The following is a 16,434-nucleotide window of genomic DNA, read 5'->3' as shown; positions in this document are numbered from 1 at the left end:
GTCAAAATGACAGTGAGGCGCAGATGAGCTTTTCCGTGGACGTACTGGCAAAAATTGCCATTGAACTGCAAACCGGTATCGGTCATCAGGACCGTTTTCAGCGGCTGATTTCGACGCTGCGCCACGTGCTGGCGTGCGATGCGTCGGCACTGCTGCGCTACGACGCCCGGCAGTTTATTCCGCTGGCTATCGACGGGCTGGCGCAGGACGTTCTTGGGCGACGCTTCTCCCTGGAAGGCCATCCGCGTCTGGAAACCATCGCGCGGGCCGGTGACGTGGTGCGCTTTCCGGCGGACAGTGATTTGCCCGACCCTTACGACGGGCTGATCCCGGGGCAGGAGAGCCTGAAAGTTCATGCCTGTATCGGTCTGCCGCTGTTTGCCGGACAAAACCTGATTGGGGCATTAACCCTCGACGGCCTGTCGCCGGATCAGTTCGACACCTTTAGCGATGAAGAACTGCGGCTGATTGCCGCGCTGGCCGCCGGTGCGCTGAATAACGCGCTGCTGATCGAACAGCTGGAGAGCCAGAACATCCTTCCCGGCAGCCCGTCGGCGTTTGAACCGGTGGCACACACGGAGATGATTGGGCTGTCACCGGGGATGGTGCAGCTAAAAAAAGAGATCGATATCGTGGCGGCCTCGGATTTAAACGTGCTGATTTTCGGGGAAACCGGCACCGGTAAAGAGCTGGTGGCGAAGGGCATCCACGAAGCCTCGCCGCGCGCGGTCAACCCGCTGGTGTACCTCAACTGCGCCGCGCTGCCGGAAAGCGTGGCGGAAAGTGAGCTGTTTGGTCACGTCAAAGGGGCGTTTACCGGGGCGATCAGCAACCGCAGCGGCAAATTCGAAATGGCGGATAACGGCACGTTGTTCCTCGATGAAATTGGCGAACTGTCGTTGTCGCTTCAGGCCAAACTGCTGCGCGTCCTGCAGTACGGCGATATTCAGCGCGTCGGCGACGATCGCAGCCTGAAAGTCAACGTGCGTGTGCTGGCGGCAACCAACCGTGACCTGCGCGAAGAGGTGTTGGCCGGGAATTTCCGCGCTGACCTGTACCATCGTCTGAGCGTGTTTCCGCTTACCGTGCCGCCGCTACGCGAGCGCGGCGACGATGTGGTGCTGCTGGCGGGGTTTTTCTGCGAGCAATGTCGGTTACGAATGGGCCTTTCCCGCGTGGTATTAAGCCCCGGCGCGCGAGCCCATCTGATGCGCTACGGCTGGCCGGGAAACGTGCGCGAACTGGAACATGCGATTCACCGCGCCGTAGTGCTGGCGCGGGCGACACGTTCGGGAGATGAGGTGGTGATCCACGCGCGGCATTTCGGATTGCAGGATGACACCGCCTCGTTCGTTACGCCTGCCACGCCGGAAATGGCCCATGAGAACCTGCGGGAAGCAACAGAAGCGTTTCAGCGTCAGACGATCGCCCGCGCGCTGGAGCAGAATAACCGCAGCTGGGCGGCGTGCGCGCGAGCGCTGGAAATGGACGTCGCCAACCTGCACCGGCTGGCGAAACGTCTGGGACTCAAAGGTTAAATAATCCCGGCCTGGTAGAAATCCTGCAGGTTGATGGCGCCGCACAGCTTGCCGTGCTCATCCACCACCGGCGCGGCGGTGATTTTGCGCTTCATCAGCACCTCTTTGGCTTCGATGGCGCGGCTCTCGGCGTTCAGGGTCAGCCCGCCCCGGGTCATCGCTTCCGAAACCTGGGATTCCAGCTTGCCGCCGCCCACCAGCCAGCGGCGCAGGTCGCCGTCGGTAAACACGCCTTTAACGCTACCGGTTTCATCGCACACCGCCACCAGACCCAGCCCGGTGCGGCTCAGTTCCAGCATCGCATCCATTACGCTGGTGTTGAGTTTGACCTGCGGAATGGCCTCGTCGGTCCGCATCAGATGATGAACTTTATTGAGCAGTCGCGCACCGAGCGCGCCCGCCGGGTGCGAGCGGGCAAAATCTTCTTCGTTAAAGCCGCGTGCCTGCATTACCGCCATTGCCAGCGCGTCGCCCATCATCAGCGTATTCACGGTGCTGGAGGTGGGGGCGAGGTGCATCGGGCAGGCTTCGCGCTCAACGGAGATATCAAGCGTGGCCTTGGCCGCCAGTGCCAGCGGTGAGCGGGATTTACCGGTCATCGCCAGCAGCGCGACCGATTTTTCCTGCAGACGCGGGATGATGAGATCCAGCTCTTTGGCCGAACCGGAGTAGGAGATAAACAGCATCACGTCGCGGCTTTCAATCATCCCCAGATCGCCGTGCAGCGCTTCGGCCGGATGCACGAAGAACGCCGGTGTGCCGGTGCTGGCAAGCGTAGCGGCAATCTTTTTGCCGATATGACCGGACTTGCCGATCCCGGAGACCACCACTTTACCTTCGCACTGGATAATGGTGTTTGCCGCGCGCACAAAATCCTCGCCCAGACGTTCCGGCAGGCGGCTGGCTTCCTGCAGCTCCAGCATCAGGGTCTGGCGGCCTGCGTTTAACAGAAAATCACTCATCTCTCTCTCCGGTTACAATCACGTCGATCCCTTTCTCTTCCAGCGCTTTTTTGAACGCCGGGTCGATACCTGCGTCGGTAATGAGCTTATCGACGCTTTCAAGGCTGCAGACTATGTTGGGACTTTTACGGCCAAACTTCGACGAGTCTGCCATCAAAATCACTTCGCGCGCGGCGTTGCACATCGCTTTGCTGACGCTGAACACCTCGTTAAAGGTCGTCACGCCGGCGTTCAAATCGATACCGTCCGTGCCCATAAAGAGTTTATCAAAGCTGAAGTGTTCAAAGGCGTTTTCCGCCAGTTGACCGTGAAACGACGCAGATTTTTTACGGAACGTCCCGCCGGGCATCAGAATGGTTTGCTCGCTGTCGAACTCCGACAGGGCGTTGACGATGTGCAGACTGTTGGTCATCACCGTGATGTTGTTAAAGCGGCTGAGCATCGGGATCATCTGCAGCACGGTGCTGCCTGCATCAAGGATAATGGAGTCGCCATCATGGATAAATTTTACGGCGGCCTCGGCAATCAGCGCTTTCTGGTGAGTATTGATCAGCGTTTTGTGATCGATAGGCGGGTCGGCTTCATCTTTGTTGAGCATCACGCCGCCGTAGGTTCGGATGACTGCACCAGAGTTTTCGAGCAATACCAGATCCTTTCGTATTGTCGTGCCGGTGGTGTCAAAGTAGTGGGCCAGTTCTTCTACCGAGCATTTTCCCTGCTTTTGCAGATGCTCCAGAATGGCCGCCTGACGCTGACGTGGTTTCATAGGCGCTCAATTCCTTAGGTTGCGAAATGATAATTTCGCAAGCTTATCGCGTTCACAACGAAATTATCCATGTTTCAGATTAAGCGCTAATGATAGAGCATTCTGACAGAGCGGATCATGGGGAAAGATCACATCGGGTTGTAATTCCTGCAGCGATATCCCGTTAATCGCCTGGATTTTCGCCGGGCGGGCAAAAACGGTCATCCCGCGCATGATGAGGGAATCGCAGACCCTATTGTGTTCGTCCAGCGCAATGGCAACCACCACGCGCGGTTTGAAACGCCCGCCGGAACGCCCGACGCCCACGCGCCCTTTCTGACACAGGGCATCAAACGCGCGGTTAAACTGGCGGATTTGCCAGCCGCCAAAGATCAGCTGGCACATCCAGGCGATGGCGGCAACGGTAATGAGTGCGGTAACCATACGAGCTCCTTGTTGTTCCCTCTCCCGAAGGAGAGGGGGATACGGGCATCAGCGTGTTCGATCAGAACATCACCTGTCCGCCGGTGACATTAATGGACTGCCCGGTGCAATAAGAGGCTTTGGGGCTGGCATAAAACAGCAGCATGTTCAGCACGTCCTGATAATCGCAGCCGCGCTTCAGCGGCACTTTGTCGATGTAATACTGCTCCACTTCCTCCTCTTTCAGCCCGAGCTTGGTGGCATATTGCGGCAGCAGGGACTGGAACATCGGCGATTTCAGCAGGTTGCCCAGCATCAGCGAGTGAACGGTAATGCCATATTCGGCCAGATCGAGGGCCAGAGATTGCGTCAGCCCAACGCCGCCAAATTTCGCCGCGCTGTAACCGGAGTTGTGTTTGCTGCCCACTTTGCCCGATTTCGAGTTGATCTGGATGATGCGCCCCTGAATGCCATCGCGGATCATCAGACGGGAAAACTCGCGCGCGCAGAGGAAATAGCCCACCAGGTTAACCTGCAGGGAGCGGTCGAAATCCCCCAGTTCGAAATCGCTGATAAAGGCCGCTTTGGCTATCCCTGCGCTGTATACCAGCAGGTCGGTACGGCCAAAAATCTCGTCCACGCCGCGGGCCAGCGCCATTACGCTCTGCTCGCTGGTGGCATCAGCACCAAATCCGTAGGCCATCCCTTCACCCAATTCGGTGTTGATGGTGTCCGCCACGCGTGCCGCTTTTTCACTCTGAATATCCACTACCGCCACGCGGTAACCCTCTGCAGCAAGCCCACGGCAGAGGAACTCGCCTAAGGTTTGTCCCCCACCAATGACAACGGCAACCTGACTCATATCTTTCTCCTTAAATTACGCAACAAACTTCAACGTGCAGCCTGGGGTGACAGCCTGCGGAACCGGGCCATCCACATGAACCGTACCGGGATATTCCGCCTGCGGCTGGCCATCAAAACGCAGGGTGATATGGCCGAGCTCCCGCAGGTTTTGTTCGGCCACGTCGCCGACGGCGGTCACGGCGTAGCGCGCGTCACCCAACTCCAGCTGGCTCCCGGCCTTCAGCTCACCGTTCATCTCGCCGTGACAGTGGATAAAGCAAAACTCTTCGATATCCGCGGGCGCACCTTCGCGGAAGGTAATCAGCATCTTGTCGCTGAGCGCATCGGCCGCGCTCTGGCCAATGCGGGTGATGGTGGTCTGGTAAATTACGGTCATCACAGGAACCTCTTATTGGTAAATAAAGCCGGAGACAAACCAGGCGATCAGCACCGTCGGTGCGCCGGTCAGGAAACGGCTGACCAGTACAGACGGCACGCCAACGCGCACGGTGTCCTGGCGCGCTTCTGCCAGCGACAGCCCGACAGGAATGAAATCACACGCCGCCTGGGCATTAATGGCAAACAGGGCGGGCAGAGCCAGATGCGGGGGAATGTTGCCAAGGCCAATCTGCACGCCAATCAGCACGCCGATAACCTGCGCAATGACCGCGCCTGGGCCGAGAAACGGCGACAGCAGCGGGAAGGAGCAGATCAGCGCCAGCGTCACCAGCCCGAGCGGGTGGCTCGCCAGCGGGGCGAGGCCGTGGGCAATCCAGTCGCCAAGACCCGAGGCCATGATGATGCCGATCAGCGCCGAAACGAATGCCATAAACGGCAGAATGGTTTTCAGCACCGTGTCGATGGTGTCGCGCCCGGACTGGAACAGCACGGCCACGGCAGAGCCCATCCCCATTCCGACTTTTGCCAGCAGGCCGTCACTCTGTTCGGTGATTTTTTTACTCGTGTCGTAATCGCGCGGGGCCGCTTTCTGAGGGGCAGCAGACCCTTGTGCCAGGTGAATGTTTTCCTCTTTCACGCCGGAGACATAAATGTCCTCCAGGATGTACTGCGCCAGCGGACCTGATTTACCGGTGGAATGGATATTCACGGTAGGAATACGCCGCTTGGGGTAGATGCCGCAGCGCAGCGTGCCGCCGCAGTCGATCACCGCCACACCAATTTCCGCTTCAGGCGGTTCGCCCTCTTTGAAGCCGTCGACCGCTTCCCAGCCGGTCAGCTCACGCAGTTTGTCGACAATGGCCGGACGTGTGCCTGCGGTGATATAGACGATTTTTTTGCCTTCAGTGGCGTCGAATTCCAGCGGGCCGCCCCAGCCGCCCGTTCCTTTTTCAATGCGAATACGGCTCATGCTGCGGCTCCTGAAAGATGGACTTTCTGTTCAAGCTGGATACCCATTTTCTTCTCGAAAATAGCGGTGGTGAGGTCCGTGACCCAGCCGCGGAAAAAGTTGGTGACCAGACCGACCAGCAGATAACTCACCGCCAGCGGACCGAGCGGCAGGCCAAGCGTGGTCAGGCCGCTGGCAATGCCCAGATAGACAAACAGCTCGCCGGGGTTGATATGCGGGAACAGGCCATTCATGGAGTGGCAGCTGTAGGAGGCTGCGGCGTAATAGCTTGGCTTGTATTTTTCAGGCATAAAGCGGCCGAGGCTCAGCGTCATCGGGTTGCAAAAAACAAACGTGCCGATGAAGGGCAGAACCAGGTAACGGGACAGCGGATTGCCGGCGCAGCGCTGGGCAAAGCGTTCAATGCGTTGCTGGCCGATAAAGTTAATCAGCGCGTTCATGATGACCAGCAGGCTAATCAGCAGGGGCAGGATCCCGGTCACCATGCCGGTGAACACTTCTCCGCCTTTCTGAAACAGCCCGATGAACCACTCGGCGCCGTGGGTGATGGTTTCTATCATTCTTCTCTCCTGTGGGGCTTTTTTGTTTTTGTATAACCGAGGCTAATAATAATCACTTTGAAAGGTTTTAAAGTGTTAATTAGATCTCACAATGAAAGAAAAATGGATTATTTTGAAAGTTAATTGCCAATGAGAGTCTTGTGTGGATGAAAATTGCACAGATTTGCGATGGGGAGCGTAAAGATTTGGTGGGGGAGGTGCGTACCACTTCCTTGAGGTGTTGCGGATGCTTTACCATACTGGGTTCTTATCGAACCCGTTAAATGGATGTCACATGTTCAAGCGTCGTTATGCAGCGTTGTTACCTGCGCTTATTCTGCTGTCTGCCTGTAGTAGCAAACCCAAGACCGAAGCCGTGCAGCAAACGGCTGGCGCGCCTTCCGGAGGATTCCTGCTGGAGCCGCAGCATAATATGATGCAGATGGGCGGCGACTTTGCGAATAACCCGGCGGCCGAGCAGTTCATCGATAAAATGGTGAGCAAACACGGTTTTGACCGCCAGCAACTGCATGAAATTCTGTCGCAGGCGAAGCGACTGGATTATGTTCTGCGTTTGATGGATCGCCAGGCACCGACGGCTCAGGTACCGACCGGGCCAAATGGCGCATGGCTGCGTTATCGCAAACAGTTCATTACGCCGGATAACGTGCAAAATGGCGTGGTCTTCTGGAACCAATATGAAGATGCGCTGAACCGTGCGTGGCAGGTGTATGGCGTACCGCCTGAAATCATCGTCGGGATTATCGGCGTGGAAACCCGCTGGGGCCGCGTGATGGGCAAAACCCGTATCCTCGATGCGCTGGCGACGCTCTCCTTTAACTACCCGCGTCGCGCTGAATATTTCTCGTCTGAGCTGGAAACCTTCCTGCTGATGGCGCGCAATGAACAAGATGACCCGTTAGATCTCAAAGGCTCGTTTGCCGGTGCGATGGGCTACGGCCAGTTTATGCCGTCCTCCTATAAGCAATATGCCGTCGACTTTAACGGAGATGGCCACATTAACCTGTGGGATCCGGTGGATGCCATCGGCAGCGTGGCGAACTACTTTAAAGCGCACGGCTGGGTGCCGGGCGGTCAGGTGGCGGTGCAGGCTAACGGCCAGGCACCAGGGCTTGAGAACGGCTTTAAAACCAACTACAGCGTTTCGCAGCTGGCCGCTGCAGGCTTAACGCCAACGCAGCCGCTGGGAAATACGCAACAGGCGAGCCTGCTGCGTCTGGATGTCGGTACGGGTTATCAGTACTGGTACGGGCTGCCTAACTTCTACACCATCACCCGCTATAACCACAGCACTCACTATGCGATGGCCGTATGGCAGCTGGGGCTGGCGGTGTCACAGGCGCGCGTGCCTGCCGCGTCGCCGTTCAGTCAGTAACGCTTGATGTTCAACCCTCTTCCGCCGGGAGAGGGTTGGGCTGATATCCAGAAACATTTCGCCACACTCCCGTTAATCTCCGCTCATTTACATCCGCATTATCTTTCATTATTGTTATGTTATAACATTTGATGTGGTGATGAGATGTCTACTTCCTTTTTTTCTCTGTCTGCGCCGGTCCGGCTTCTGATGGCGCTGGCGCTGATTGTCTTTATCGGACTGGCCGTGTGCTGGGCGGTGGCATTGCCATGATTGTGATGAATCAACTCACGGCGGGTTACGACCGCGAGCCGGTCACGCGCCCTCTGTCCGGGGTGATTGAATGCGGGAGCATGACCGCCATCCTCGGGGCCAACGGCTGCGGTAAATCAACGCTTCTGAAAACCCTCGCCGGGTTTATCCCGCCGGTAAGCGGCAGTTTTCACTGGCAGAAAAAACGCCCGGTAATGGGCTGGCTGGCACAGCGTCATGCCCTGGAGGCGCAATTTCCGCTAACCGTGCAGGATGTGGTCAGCATGGGCTGCTGGCCTGAAGCATCGCTTTTTTCTGGCCTTCGCCGTGAAATGCGGCTGCGCATTGCCGGTGCGCTTGAGCGGGTGGGGCTTGGAACGATGGCGCTAACGACCATTGATGAACTCTCCGGCGGTCAGTTTCAGCGCATGCTGTTCGCGCGGGTATTAGTGCAGCAGGCGCCGCTGGTCATGCTCGATGAGCCCTTTACCGGCGTTGATGAAGCTACCTGTAATGTGCTGATGGACCTGATGCTGGAAATGTATATGCAGGGGCAAACGGTGCTTGCGGTGTTGCACGACAGCGAGCGTGTATCGCGCCACTTCCCGCAGACGTTACGGCTGGACGCTGATATTCCCCAGTGGAAAACCGAGCGGGTGCGGGTGGCATGATCTGGCATATCTTTTTTCAGCCTTTTATTGAGTATGGCTTTATGCGCCGCGCGCTGGTGGTTTGCCTGGCGTTGTCCGTCAGTACCACTGCTCTGGGCGTTTTCCTTCAGCTGCGCCGGATGAGTCTGATGGGCGATGCCCTCTCTCACGCCATTTTGCCCGGTGTCGCGGTGGGGTATTTGCTCAGCGGTATGTCGCTGCTGGCCATGAGCGCGGGAGGCTTTATTGCCGGTATTACCGTGGCGCTGGTGGCCGGGCTGGTCAGCCGTCGAACGCCGCTTAAAGAGGACGCCAGTTTTGCCGGGTTCTATCTTGGTTCGCTGGCGCTGGGCGTCACGCTGGTATCACTGCGCGGTTCGAACGTCGATCTTCTGCACCTGCTGTTTGGCTCCATCCTGGCGGTGGATAACGATGCCGCGCTGTTTGTGGCAGGCGTTTGCATGTTCACCCTTATCACGCTGGCGATTTTCTACCGTGGGCTGGTGACCGAGGCCTTTGACACCGCCTGGCTGCAGGTAAACGCCCGCCATGTTCCCGGCTTATTACACGGCCTGTTTCTGGCGCTGCTGGTGCTTAACCTCGTTGCCGGTTTTCAGGTGCTTGGCACGTTGATGGCGGTCGGGCTGATGATGCTCCCTGCGGTAGCGGCACGCTGCTGGGCACGCACCTTACCCGGACTGCTATTGATGGCGGGTATCAGCGGTATTTTCTGCGCGTGGCTCGGGCTCAGTCTCTCCTGGGCCGCCAGCCTGCCCGCGGGGCCGTCCATCGTGCTTACCGCCAGCGCGCTGTTCTTTATTTCCATTTTATTTGGCACGCGCAGCAGGCTGGCTGGCAGCCTGCGTGCGCTTTTTTAACGCAAGGGGAAACGATGAAACGTACGGGATTCGTAGTAGCGCTCGCGCTGGGGATGATGTCGCAAACGGTGATGGCGAAAACGCTCAATGTGGTGACCAGCTTTTCCATACTGGGAGATATGACCCGGGAGGTGGGCGGTGACCATGTGAACGTCACGACGCTGGTGGGGCCGGACGGCGATCCGCATACCTTCGAGCCCTCGCCAAAAGATAGCGCGGCGCTAAGCAAGGCAGATGTTGTGGTGGTCAATGGTCTGGGGCTGGAAGGGTGGCTGGATCGCCTGGTGAAAGCCTCCGGATTCAAAGGCCAGCTGGTGGTGGCGTCGCGTGGTGTGCAGACGCATACCCTCGAAGAAGAGGGCAAAACCGTCACTGATCCGCACGCCTGGAACAGCGCGGCGAACGGGGCGCTGTACGCGCAAAATATTCTCAACGGGCTGGTGAAAGTCGACCCAGAAGATAAAACCGCGCTGGAAGCGACCGGAAAACCGTACATCGCGCAGCTTAAGCAGCTGGATAGCTGGGCCAAAACGCGTTTTAGCCAGATCCCGCTGGTGAAACGTAAAGTGCTGACCAGCCATGACGCGTTCGGCTATTTCAGCCGCGCCTACGGGGTGACGTTTATGGCGCCCCAGGGGTTGTCATCAGAGAGCGAGGCCAGCGCGGCACAGGTCGCTGAGATCATTAATCAGATTAAAGCGGACGGCGTGAAAACCTGGTTTATGGAAAACCAGCTCGACCCGCGGCTGGTTAAACAGATTGCTACAGCCACCGGCGCGCAGCCGGGAGGCGAGCTTTACCCGGAAGCGCTCTCGGCAAAAGGGGGCGTGGCAGAGACCTACGTTAAGGCGTTCCGCCACAATGTGGATACCCTCGCTGACAGCATGAAATAATCCTCGCCACCGCCGGTGCGCTCGCATCGGCTTTTTTCTGAAGCCCCCTCGTAAATCCTGCAGCGCATCCCCATATCTGACGAGAAAGTGCTATCTTGTGCTGCATGTTTTTCTAAGGCCTGGAGCGAGAATGACTGACCATGAATTGATGCAGCTTAGCGAAGTGGTAGGGCTGGCGCTTAAGCAACGCGGGGCGACACTCACCACCGCGGAGTCCTGCACCGGCGGCTGGGTGGCGAAAGCGATTACCGATATTGCCGGCAGTTCCGCCTGGTTTGAACGTGGTTTTGTGACCTACAGTAATGAAGCTAAAGCGCAAATGATCGGCGTGCGGGAATCTACGCTCGAACAGCATGGCGCGGTCAGCGAGCCGGTGGTGATTGAGATGGCTATTGGTGCGCTCAAAGAGGCGCGCGCGGATTATGCAATATCGATTAGCGGCATCGCGGGCCCGGACGGGGGCAGTGACGTGAAGCCTGTCGGCACCGTCTGGTTTGGTTTTGCTACCGCCAGAGGTGAAGGGATCACCCGCCGGGAGTGCTTTAGCGGCGATCGCGAAAGCGTGCGTCGTCAGGCAACCGTTTATGCATTAAAAACGCTCTGGCAACAATTTCTACAAAATACTTGATACTGTATGACCATACAGTATAATTGCACCAACAGAACAGAAATCCACGGTGAAGCACAGTCGCTTCTCCCGGCATGACAGGAGTAATAATGGCTATCGACGAAAACAAACAGAAAGCGTTGGCGGCAGCACTGGGCCAGATCGAAAAGCAATTCGGTAAAGGCTCCATCATGCGCCTGGGTGAAGACCGTTCCATGGATGTGGAAACTATCTCCACCGGTTCGCTTTCTCTGGATATCGCGCTGGGCGCTGGCGGCCTGCCAATGGGCCGTATCGTAGAAATCTACGGGCCCGAGTCCTCAGGTAAAACAACCCTGACGCTGCAGGTTATCGCTGCGGCACAGCGTGAAGGTAAAACCTGTGCGTTTATCGATGCCGAGCACGCGCTGGACCCTGTTTATGCTCGTAAGCTGGGCGTTGATATTGACAACCTGCTGTGTTCTCAGCCGGACACCGGTGAGCAGGCGCTGGAAATTTGTGACGCGCTGGCCCGTTCCGGTGCGGTTGACGTTATCGTGGTCGACTCCGTTGCCGCTCTGACGCCAAAAGCTGAAATCGAAGGCGAAATTGGTGACTCTCACATGGGCCTCGCGGCACGTATGATGAGCCAGGCAATGCGTAAGCTGGCCGGTAACTTGAAGCAGTCCAACACGCTGCTGATCTTCATCAACCAGATCCGTATGAAAATTGGTGTGATGTTCGGTAACCCGGAAACCACTACCGGTGGTAACGCGCTGAAATTCTACGCTTCTGTCCGTCTGGATATCCGCCGTATCGGCGCGGTGAAAGAGGGTGAAAACGTAGTGGGTAGCGAAACCCGCGTGAAGGTTGTGAAGAACAAAATCGCAGCGCCGTTCAAACAAGCTGAATTCCAGATCCTCTACGGTGAAGGTATCAACTTCTACGGCGAACTGGTTGACCTGGGCGTGAAAGAGAAGCTGATTGAAAAAGCGGGCGCATGGTACAGCTACAACGGCGACAAGATTGGTCAGGGTAAAGCAAATGCAATCTCCTGGCTGAAAGAGAACCCGGCTGCGGCGAAAGAAATTGAGAAGAAAGTGCGTGAGCTTCTGCTGAACAACCAGGACGGTACGCCTGATTTCGTGGTGGATAACGCGGGTGCTGAAGAAACCAACGAAGATTTCTAATTCTCTCGTTTAAAGATGAAGGGCTGCTAATGCGGCCCTTTTTGCATTTCTGAATCAGCAGGTTTTTTATGAGTGAATCGACTTCACGCCGCCCTGCCTATGCACGCTTACTGGACCGTGCGGTGCGCATTCTTGCCGTCCGTGACCACAGCGAACAGGAGTTGCGGCGAAAACTGTCGGCCCCCGTCATGAGTAAAAACGGGCCGGAAGAGATTGATGCGACCGCGGAAGATTACGACCGCGTCATTGCCTGGTGCTATGAGCACCGCTATCTGGATGACGAGCGTTTCGCTTCCCGGTTTCTTGCCAGCCGTGGCCGCAAAGGATATGGCCCCGCGCGTATCCGCCAGGAGCTGAACCAGAAAGGGGTCGCCCGTGAAACCATTGAAAAGGCCATGCGCGAATGCGACACAGACTGGTGCGCGCTGGCAAAAGAACAGGCCATTCGCAAGTACGGCGAACCCTTGCCACGTGAATTTTCAGAAAAAGTTAAAATCCAGCGCTTTTTGCTCTACCGCGGCTTTCTGATGGAAGATATTCAGGATATCTGGCGTAATTTTGCGGATTGAACGCATGCGGGATTTTACTTCCCACTAAAGAAAACTTATCTTATTCCCACTTTTTCCAGTAGCTGGTCTGTCCAACGTTTTACCGATACAGGCTTGCTACGACATTTCGTTAGCTTGATTTCAGGATAATTATGAGCAAGAGCACCGCTGAGATCCGTCAGGCGTTTCTCGATTTTTTCCATAGTAAGGGACATCAGGTAGTTGCCAGCAGCTCCCTGGTACCGAACAACGATCCGACTCTGCTGTTTACCAACGCCGGGATGAACCAGTTCAAGGATGTGTTCCTTGGTCTCGACAAACGTAATTATTCCCGCGCCACAACCTCACAGCGTTGCGTGCGTGCGGGCGGTAAACACAACGACCTGGAAAACGTCGGTTACACCGCGCGTCACCACACGTTCTTCGAAATGCTGGGTAACTTCAGCTTCGGCGACTATTTCAAACACGATGCCATTCAATATGCGTGGGAACTGCTGACCGGTGAAAACTGGTTCAACCTGCCGAAAGATCGTCTGTGGGTTACCGTCTATGAAACCGATGACGAAGCCTACGAAATCTGGGAAAAAGAGGTTGGTATCCCGCGCGAGCGTATTATTCGCATCGGTGATAACAAAGGCGCACCTTATGCGTCTGACAACTTCTGGCAGATGGGCGATACCGGTCCTTGCGGTCCGTGCACCGAGATCTTCTACGATCACGGCGACCACATCTGGGGTGGTCCTCCAGGCAGCCCGGAAGAAGACGGCGATCGTTACATTGAGATCTGGAACATCGTCTTCATGCAGTTCAACCGTCAGGCTGACGGTACGATGGAGCCGCTGCCGAAACCGTCCGTTGATACCGGTATGGGTCTGGAGCGTATCGCGGCTGTTCTGCAGCACGTTAACTCCAACTACGAAATTGACCTGTTCAGCACCCTGATTAAAGCCGTTGCGCAAGTGACGGGGGCAACCGATCTGAACAACAAATCGCTGCGCGTTATTGCAGACCATATCCGTTCCTGCGCGTTCCTGATTGCCGACGGCGTGATCCCGTCGAATGAAAACCGTGGCTATGTGCTGCGTCGTATCATTCGTCGTGCTATCCGTCACGGCAACATGCTGGGCGCGAAGGACACCTTCTTCTATAAACTCGTTGGGCCACTGATTGGCGTGATGGGCGCAGCCGGTGATGAGCTGAAACGTCAGCAGGCGCAGGTTGAGCAGGTTCTGAAAACGGAAGAAGAGCAGTTTGCTCGTACTCTGGAGCGCGGACTGGCGCTGCTGGATGAAGAGCTGGCGAAACTTCAGGGCGATACGCTGGACGGCGAAACCGCTTTCCGCCTGTACGACACCTACGGTTTCCCGGTTGACCTGACGGCGGACGTTTGCCGTGAGCGCAACATCAAAGTGGACGAAGCAGGCTTTGAAGCCGCAATGGAAGAGCAGCGCCGCCGTGCGCGCGAGTCCAGCGGTTTTGGTGCTGACTACAACGCGATGATCCGCGTTGATGGCGCATCAGAATTCAAAGGCTACGAAAATCTGGAACTGACTGGCAAAGTGACCGCCCTGTTTGTTGACGGTAAAGCCGTAGACAGCATCAACGCGGGTCAGGATGCGGTTGTCATTCTGGACAAAACGCCGTTCTACGCGGAATCCGGCGGCCAGGTTGGCGATAAAGGCGAACTGAAAGGCAACGGTTTCAGCTTCAGCGTAAGCGACACCCAGAAATACGGTCAGGCGATTGGCCATCAGGGCAAACTGACTGCCGGTTCTCTGAAAGTGGGCGAGGGTGTCCAGGCGAACGTTGATGAAGCTCGTCGTGCGCGCATTCGTCTGAACCACTCAGCTACGCACCTGATGCACGCTGCCCTGCGTGAAGTTCTGGGAACGCACGTTGCACAGAAAGGTTCTCTGGTTAACGATAAAGTGCTGCGCTTCGACTTCTCTCATTTTGAAGCGATGAAGCCGTCAGAAATCCGCGCGGTGGAAGATCTGGTGAATGCGCAGATCCGTCGTAACCTGCCTATCGAAACCCATATCATGGATCTCGAGGCGGCGAAGAAGAAAGGCGCGATGGCACTGTTCGGCGAGAAATACGACGACCGCGTTCGCGTGCTGAGCATGGGCGACTTCTCGACTGAGCTCTGCGGCGGGACGCATGCCTCCCGTACCGGCGACATTGGTCTGTTCCGCATTGTTTCCGAATCAGGAACGGCGGCGGGCGTGCGTCGTATTGAAGCGGTAACCGGTGAAGGCGCGATTGCCAGCCTGCATGCGCAGAGCGATCAGCTGCACGACATCGCGCAGTTGTTGAAAGGTGATAGCCAGAACCTGGGCGAGAAAGTGCGCGTTGCGCTGGATCGTACGCGTCAGCTGGAAAAAGAGCTGCAGCAGCTGAAAGAGCAGGCTGCGGCGCAGGAGAGTGCAAACCTCTCCAGCAAAGCTGTAGACATTAAGGGTGTCAAACTGCTGGTCAGCGATCTGGCAGGCGTTGAGCCTAAGATGCTGCGTACTATGGTCGACGATCTGAAGAACCAGCTCGGTTCCACAGTTATCGTGCTGGCGACAGTGGCAGAAGGTAAGGTTTCTCTGATTGCGGGCGTCTCTAAGGATGTGACCGACCGCGTAAAAGCAGGGGAACTGATTGGTATGGTCGCCCAGCAGGTGGGTGGTAAGGGTGGCGGTCGTCCGGACATGGCGCAAGCCGGTGGTACGGATGCGGCGGCACTTCCTGCGGCATTGGCCAGTGTTGAAAGCTGGGTGAGCGCGAAACTGTAATAACTACAAAGCACAAGCAGACGCCATAGCGGTAACGTTATGGCGTCTTGTTCACTGCGCTATCGATAACGATAAAGTCAGGTTGAGTTTGTGTATATCGGCTAAACTTACGTTTAACAGAATGTGATGCCGTGACTGCTTACACTTTACGTGTTTGTCATCGCTTACTTTTTGGCGTTATATGATGGATAATGCCGGGATACAAGAGACCCGACTCTTTTAATCTTTCAAGGAGCAAAGAATGCTGATTCTGACTCGTCGAGTTGGTGAGACCCTCATGATTGGGGATGAGGTCACCGTGACAGTTTTAGGGGTAAAGGGTAACCAGGTACGTATTGGTGTAAACGCTCCTAAAGAAGTATCTGTCCACCGTGAAGAGATCTACCAGCGTATCCAGGCTGAAAAATCCCAGCAGTCCAGTTACTGATATTGTCGCGTCTCGCTGTCGGGCGAGACGCAACCTCTCCCGCCATTTTTCCTGCTTAAAGTTACCGTTTAATTTCAATCGCTCTGTTTTTAACCACTCTCTTACCCTTAACTCGCCTCAACATCACTATTCTGTCATCAGTTTTCTGAGAAGATGCCTGCAAAATCCGCTTATAAAACACCCTCTTTGCAGCTTTTGCATGCGAATTGCGTGTGATTTGTGCAAACGATAAAAGCTTTTGGAAAATTGTTTGACTTATAAGTCCCAGAAAGTAATATATGCGCCACGCAGCGACGAGAAGCTCTTAACGAGTTACTCGAAGCACTCGAAAGAGGCGTTGTGTGGTGAGGTGGCCGAGAGGCTGAAGGCGCTCCCCTGCTAAGGGAGTATGCGGTCAAAAGCTGCATCCGGGGTTCGAATCCCCGCCTCACCGCCA

General features: G+C 56.3%; 17 protein-coding genes and 1 tRNA gene. 11 read left to right on the top strand and 7 right to left on the bottom strand.

The genetic code is table 11. The features are described 5' to 3' along the window. The first annotated feature begins 23 nt into the window (after positions 1–23). On the top strand, positions 24–1,538 hold the full coding sequence (gene norR, locus L462_RS09630) for a nitric oxide reductase transcriptional regulator NorR (protein WP_032679730.1): 1,515 nt from the start codon (positions 24–26) through the stop codon (positions 1,536–1,538). Here the strand turns inward: norR and gutQ are convergent. The 7 genes from gutQ to srlA form a co-directional block, all read right to left on the bottom strand. Then, positions 1,535–2,500, bottom strand: coding sequence for an arabinose-5-phosphate isomerase GutQ (gene gutQ, locus L462_RS09635; protein WP_020883846.1), 966 nt, complete (start codon positions 2,498–2,500; stop codon positions 1,535–1,537). The genes norR and gutQ overlap by 4 nt on opposite strands. After that, entirely contained in the window at positions 2,493–3,266 is a 774-nt protein-coding gene (locus tag L462_RS09640; RefSeq protein WP_014171348.1) for a glucitol operon DNA-binding transcriptional repressor SrlR, read from the bottom strand. Before L462_RS09640 ends, gutQ begins: the two co-directional genes overlap by 8 nt. Positions 3,267–3,329: 63 nt before the next feature. Then, entirely contained in the window at positions 3,330–3,689 is a 360-nt protein-coding gene (gene gutM, locus L462_RS09645; protein WP_032678838.1) for a transcriptional regulator GutM, read from the bottom strand. Between the two features lie 61 nt (positions 3,690–3,750). After that, positions 3,751–4,530 carry a sorbitol-6-phosphate dehydrogenase gene (srlD, locus tag L462_RS09650; protein WP_014171346.1) on the bottom strand — a complete coding sequence of 260 codons (780 nt, stop codon included), beginning with the start codon at positions 4,528–4,530 and terminating at the stop codon, positions 3,751–3,753. Positions 4,531–4,545: 15 nt separating this feature from the next. After that, complete coding sequence (gene srlB, locus L462_RS09655) at positions 4,546–4,908, bottom strand: PTS glucitol/sorbitol transporter subunit IIA (RefSeq protein WP_032678837.1); 363 nt, start codon at positions 4,906–4,908, stop codon at positions 4,546–4,548. Positions 4,909–4,920: 12 nt separating this feature from the next. Then, a complete protein-coding gene (locus L462_RS09660; protein ID WP_014171344.1) occupies positions 4,921–5,880 on the bottom strand; it encodes a PTS glucitol/sorbitol transporter subunit IIB in 960 nt (319 codons plus the stop codon). After that, on the bottom strand, positions 5,877–6,440 hold the full coding sequence (gene srlA / locus L462_RS09665) for a PTS glucitol/sorbitol transporter subunit IIC (protein ID WP_014171343.1): 564 nt from the start codon (positions 6,438–6,440) through the stop codon (positions 5,877–5,879). The genes L462_RS09660 and srlA overlap by 4 nt, the downstream gene beginning before the upstream one ends. A gap of 274 nt (positions 6,441–6,714) precedes the next feature. Here srlA and mltB point away from each other — a divergent pair, with 274 nt between their 5' ends. From mltB to L462_RS09715, 10 genes are all read left to right on the top strand, one after another. Further along, positions 6,715–7,815: a lytic murein transglycosylase B gene (mltB, locus tag L462_RS09670; RefSeq protein WP_025203388.1), complete on the top strand. Its 1,101-nt coding sequence runs from the start codon at positions 6,715–6,717 to the stop codon at positions 7,813–7,815. A 248-nt stretch (positions 7,816–8,063) separates the two neighbouring features. Continuing rightward, positions 8,064–8,717, top strand: coding sequence for a metal ABC transporter ATP-binding protein (locus L462_RS09675; protein ID WP_032678836.1), 654 nt, complete (start codon positions 8,064–8,066; stop codon positions 8,715–8,717). Then, a complete protein-coding gene (locus L462_RS09680; protein ID WP_032678835.1) occupies positions 8,714–9,574 on the top strand; it encodes a metal ABC transporter permease in 861 nt (286 codons plus the stop codon). Before L462_RS09675 ends, L462_RS09680 begins: the two co-directional genes overlap by 4 nt. A 14-nt stretch (positions 9,575–9,588) precedes the next feature. Then, positions 9,589–10,467 carry a metal ABC transporter substrate-binding protein gene (locus L462_RS09685; protein WP_032678834.1) on the top strand — a complete coding sequence of 293 codons (879 nt, stop codon included), beginning with the start codon at positions 9,589–9,591 and terminating at the stop codon, positions 10,465–10,467. A 130-nt stretch (positions 10,468–10,597) separates the two neighbouring features. After that, positions 10,598–11,095: a nicotinamide-nucleotide amidase gene (gene pncC / locus L462_RS09690; RefSeq protein ID WP_020883854.1), complete on the top strand. Its 498-nt coding sequence runs from the start codon at positions 10,598–10,600 to the stop codon at positions 11,093–11,095. Positions 11,096–11,184: 89 nt separating this feature from the next. Beyond that, the gene (gene recA, locus L462_RS09695) at positions 11,185–12,243 is read left to right on the top strand and encodes a recombinase RecA (RefSeq protein ID WP_020883855.1); all 1,059 of its coding nucleotides are present in this window, start codon (positions 11,185–11,187) and stop codon (positions 12,241–12,243) included. A gap of 68 nt (positions 12,244–12,311) precedes the next feature. Beyond that, positions 12,312–12,812 carry a recombination regulator RecX gene (gene recX / locus L462_RS09700; RefSeq protein WP_014171334.1) on the top strand — a complete coding sequence of 167 codons (501 nt, stop codon included), beginning with the start codon at positions 12,312–12,314 and terminating at the stop codon, positions 12,810–12,812. 131 nt (positions 12,813–12,943) lie between these two features. After that, positions 12,944–15,571 carry an alanine--tRNA ligase gene (gene alaS / locus L462_RS09705; RefSeq protein ID WP_025203392.1) on the top strand — a complete coding sequence of 876 codons (2,628 nt, stop codon included), beginning with the start codon at positions 12,944–12,946 and terminating at the stop codon, positions 15,569–15,571. 241 nt (positions 15,572–15,812) lie between these two features. Next, the gene (gene csrA, locus L462_RS09710; protein ID WP_000906486.1) at positions 15,813–15,998 is read left to right on the top strand and encodes a carbon storage regulator CsrA; all 186 of its coding nucleotides are present in this window, start codon (positions 15,813–15,815) and stop codon (positions 15,996–15,998) included. A 343-nt stretch (positions 15,999–16,341) separates the two neighbouring features. Further along, a tRNA-Ser gene (locus L462_RS09715) sits at positions 16,342–16,434 on the top strand.

The sequence above is a fragment of the Enterobacter sp. BIDMC 26 genome, assembly GCF_000534435.1.
In the GTDB taxonomy this organism is placed as follows: domain Bacteria; phylum Pseudomonadota; class Gammaproteobacteria; order Enterobacterales; family Enterobacteriaceae; genus Enterobacter; species Enterobacter ludwigii.
The sequence above is the reverse complement of the archived record's forward strand: the minus strand, read 5'-3'. Positions and strand labels throughout refer to the sequence as shown.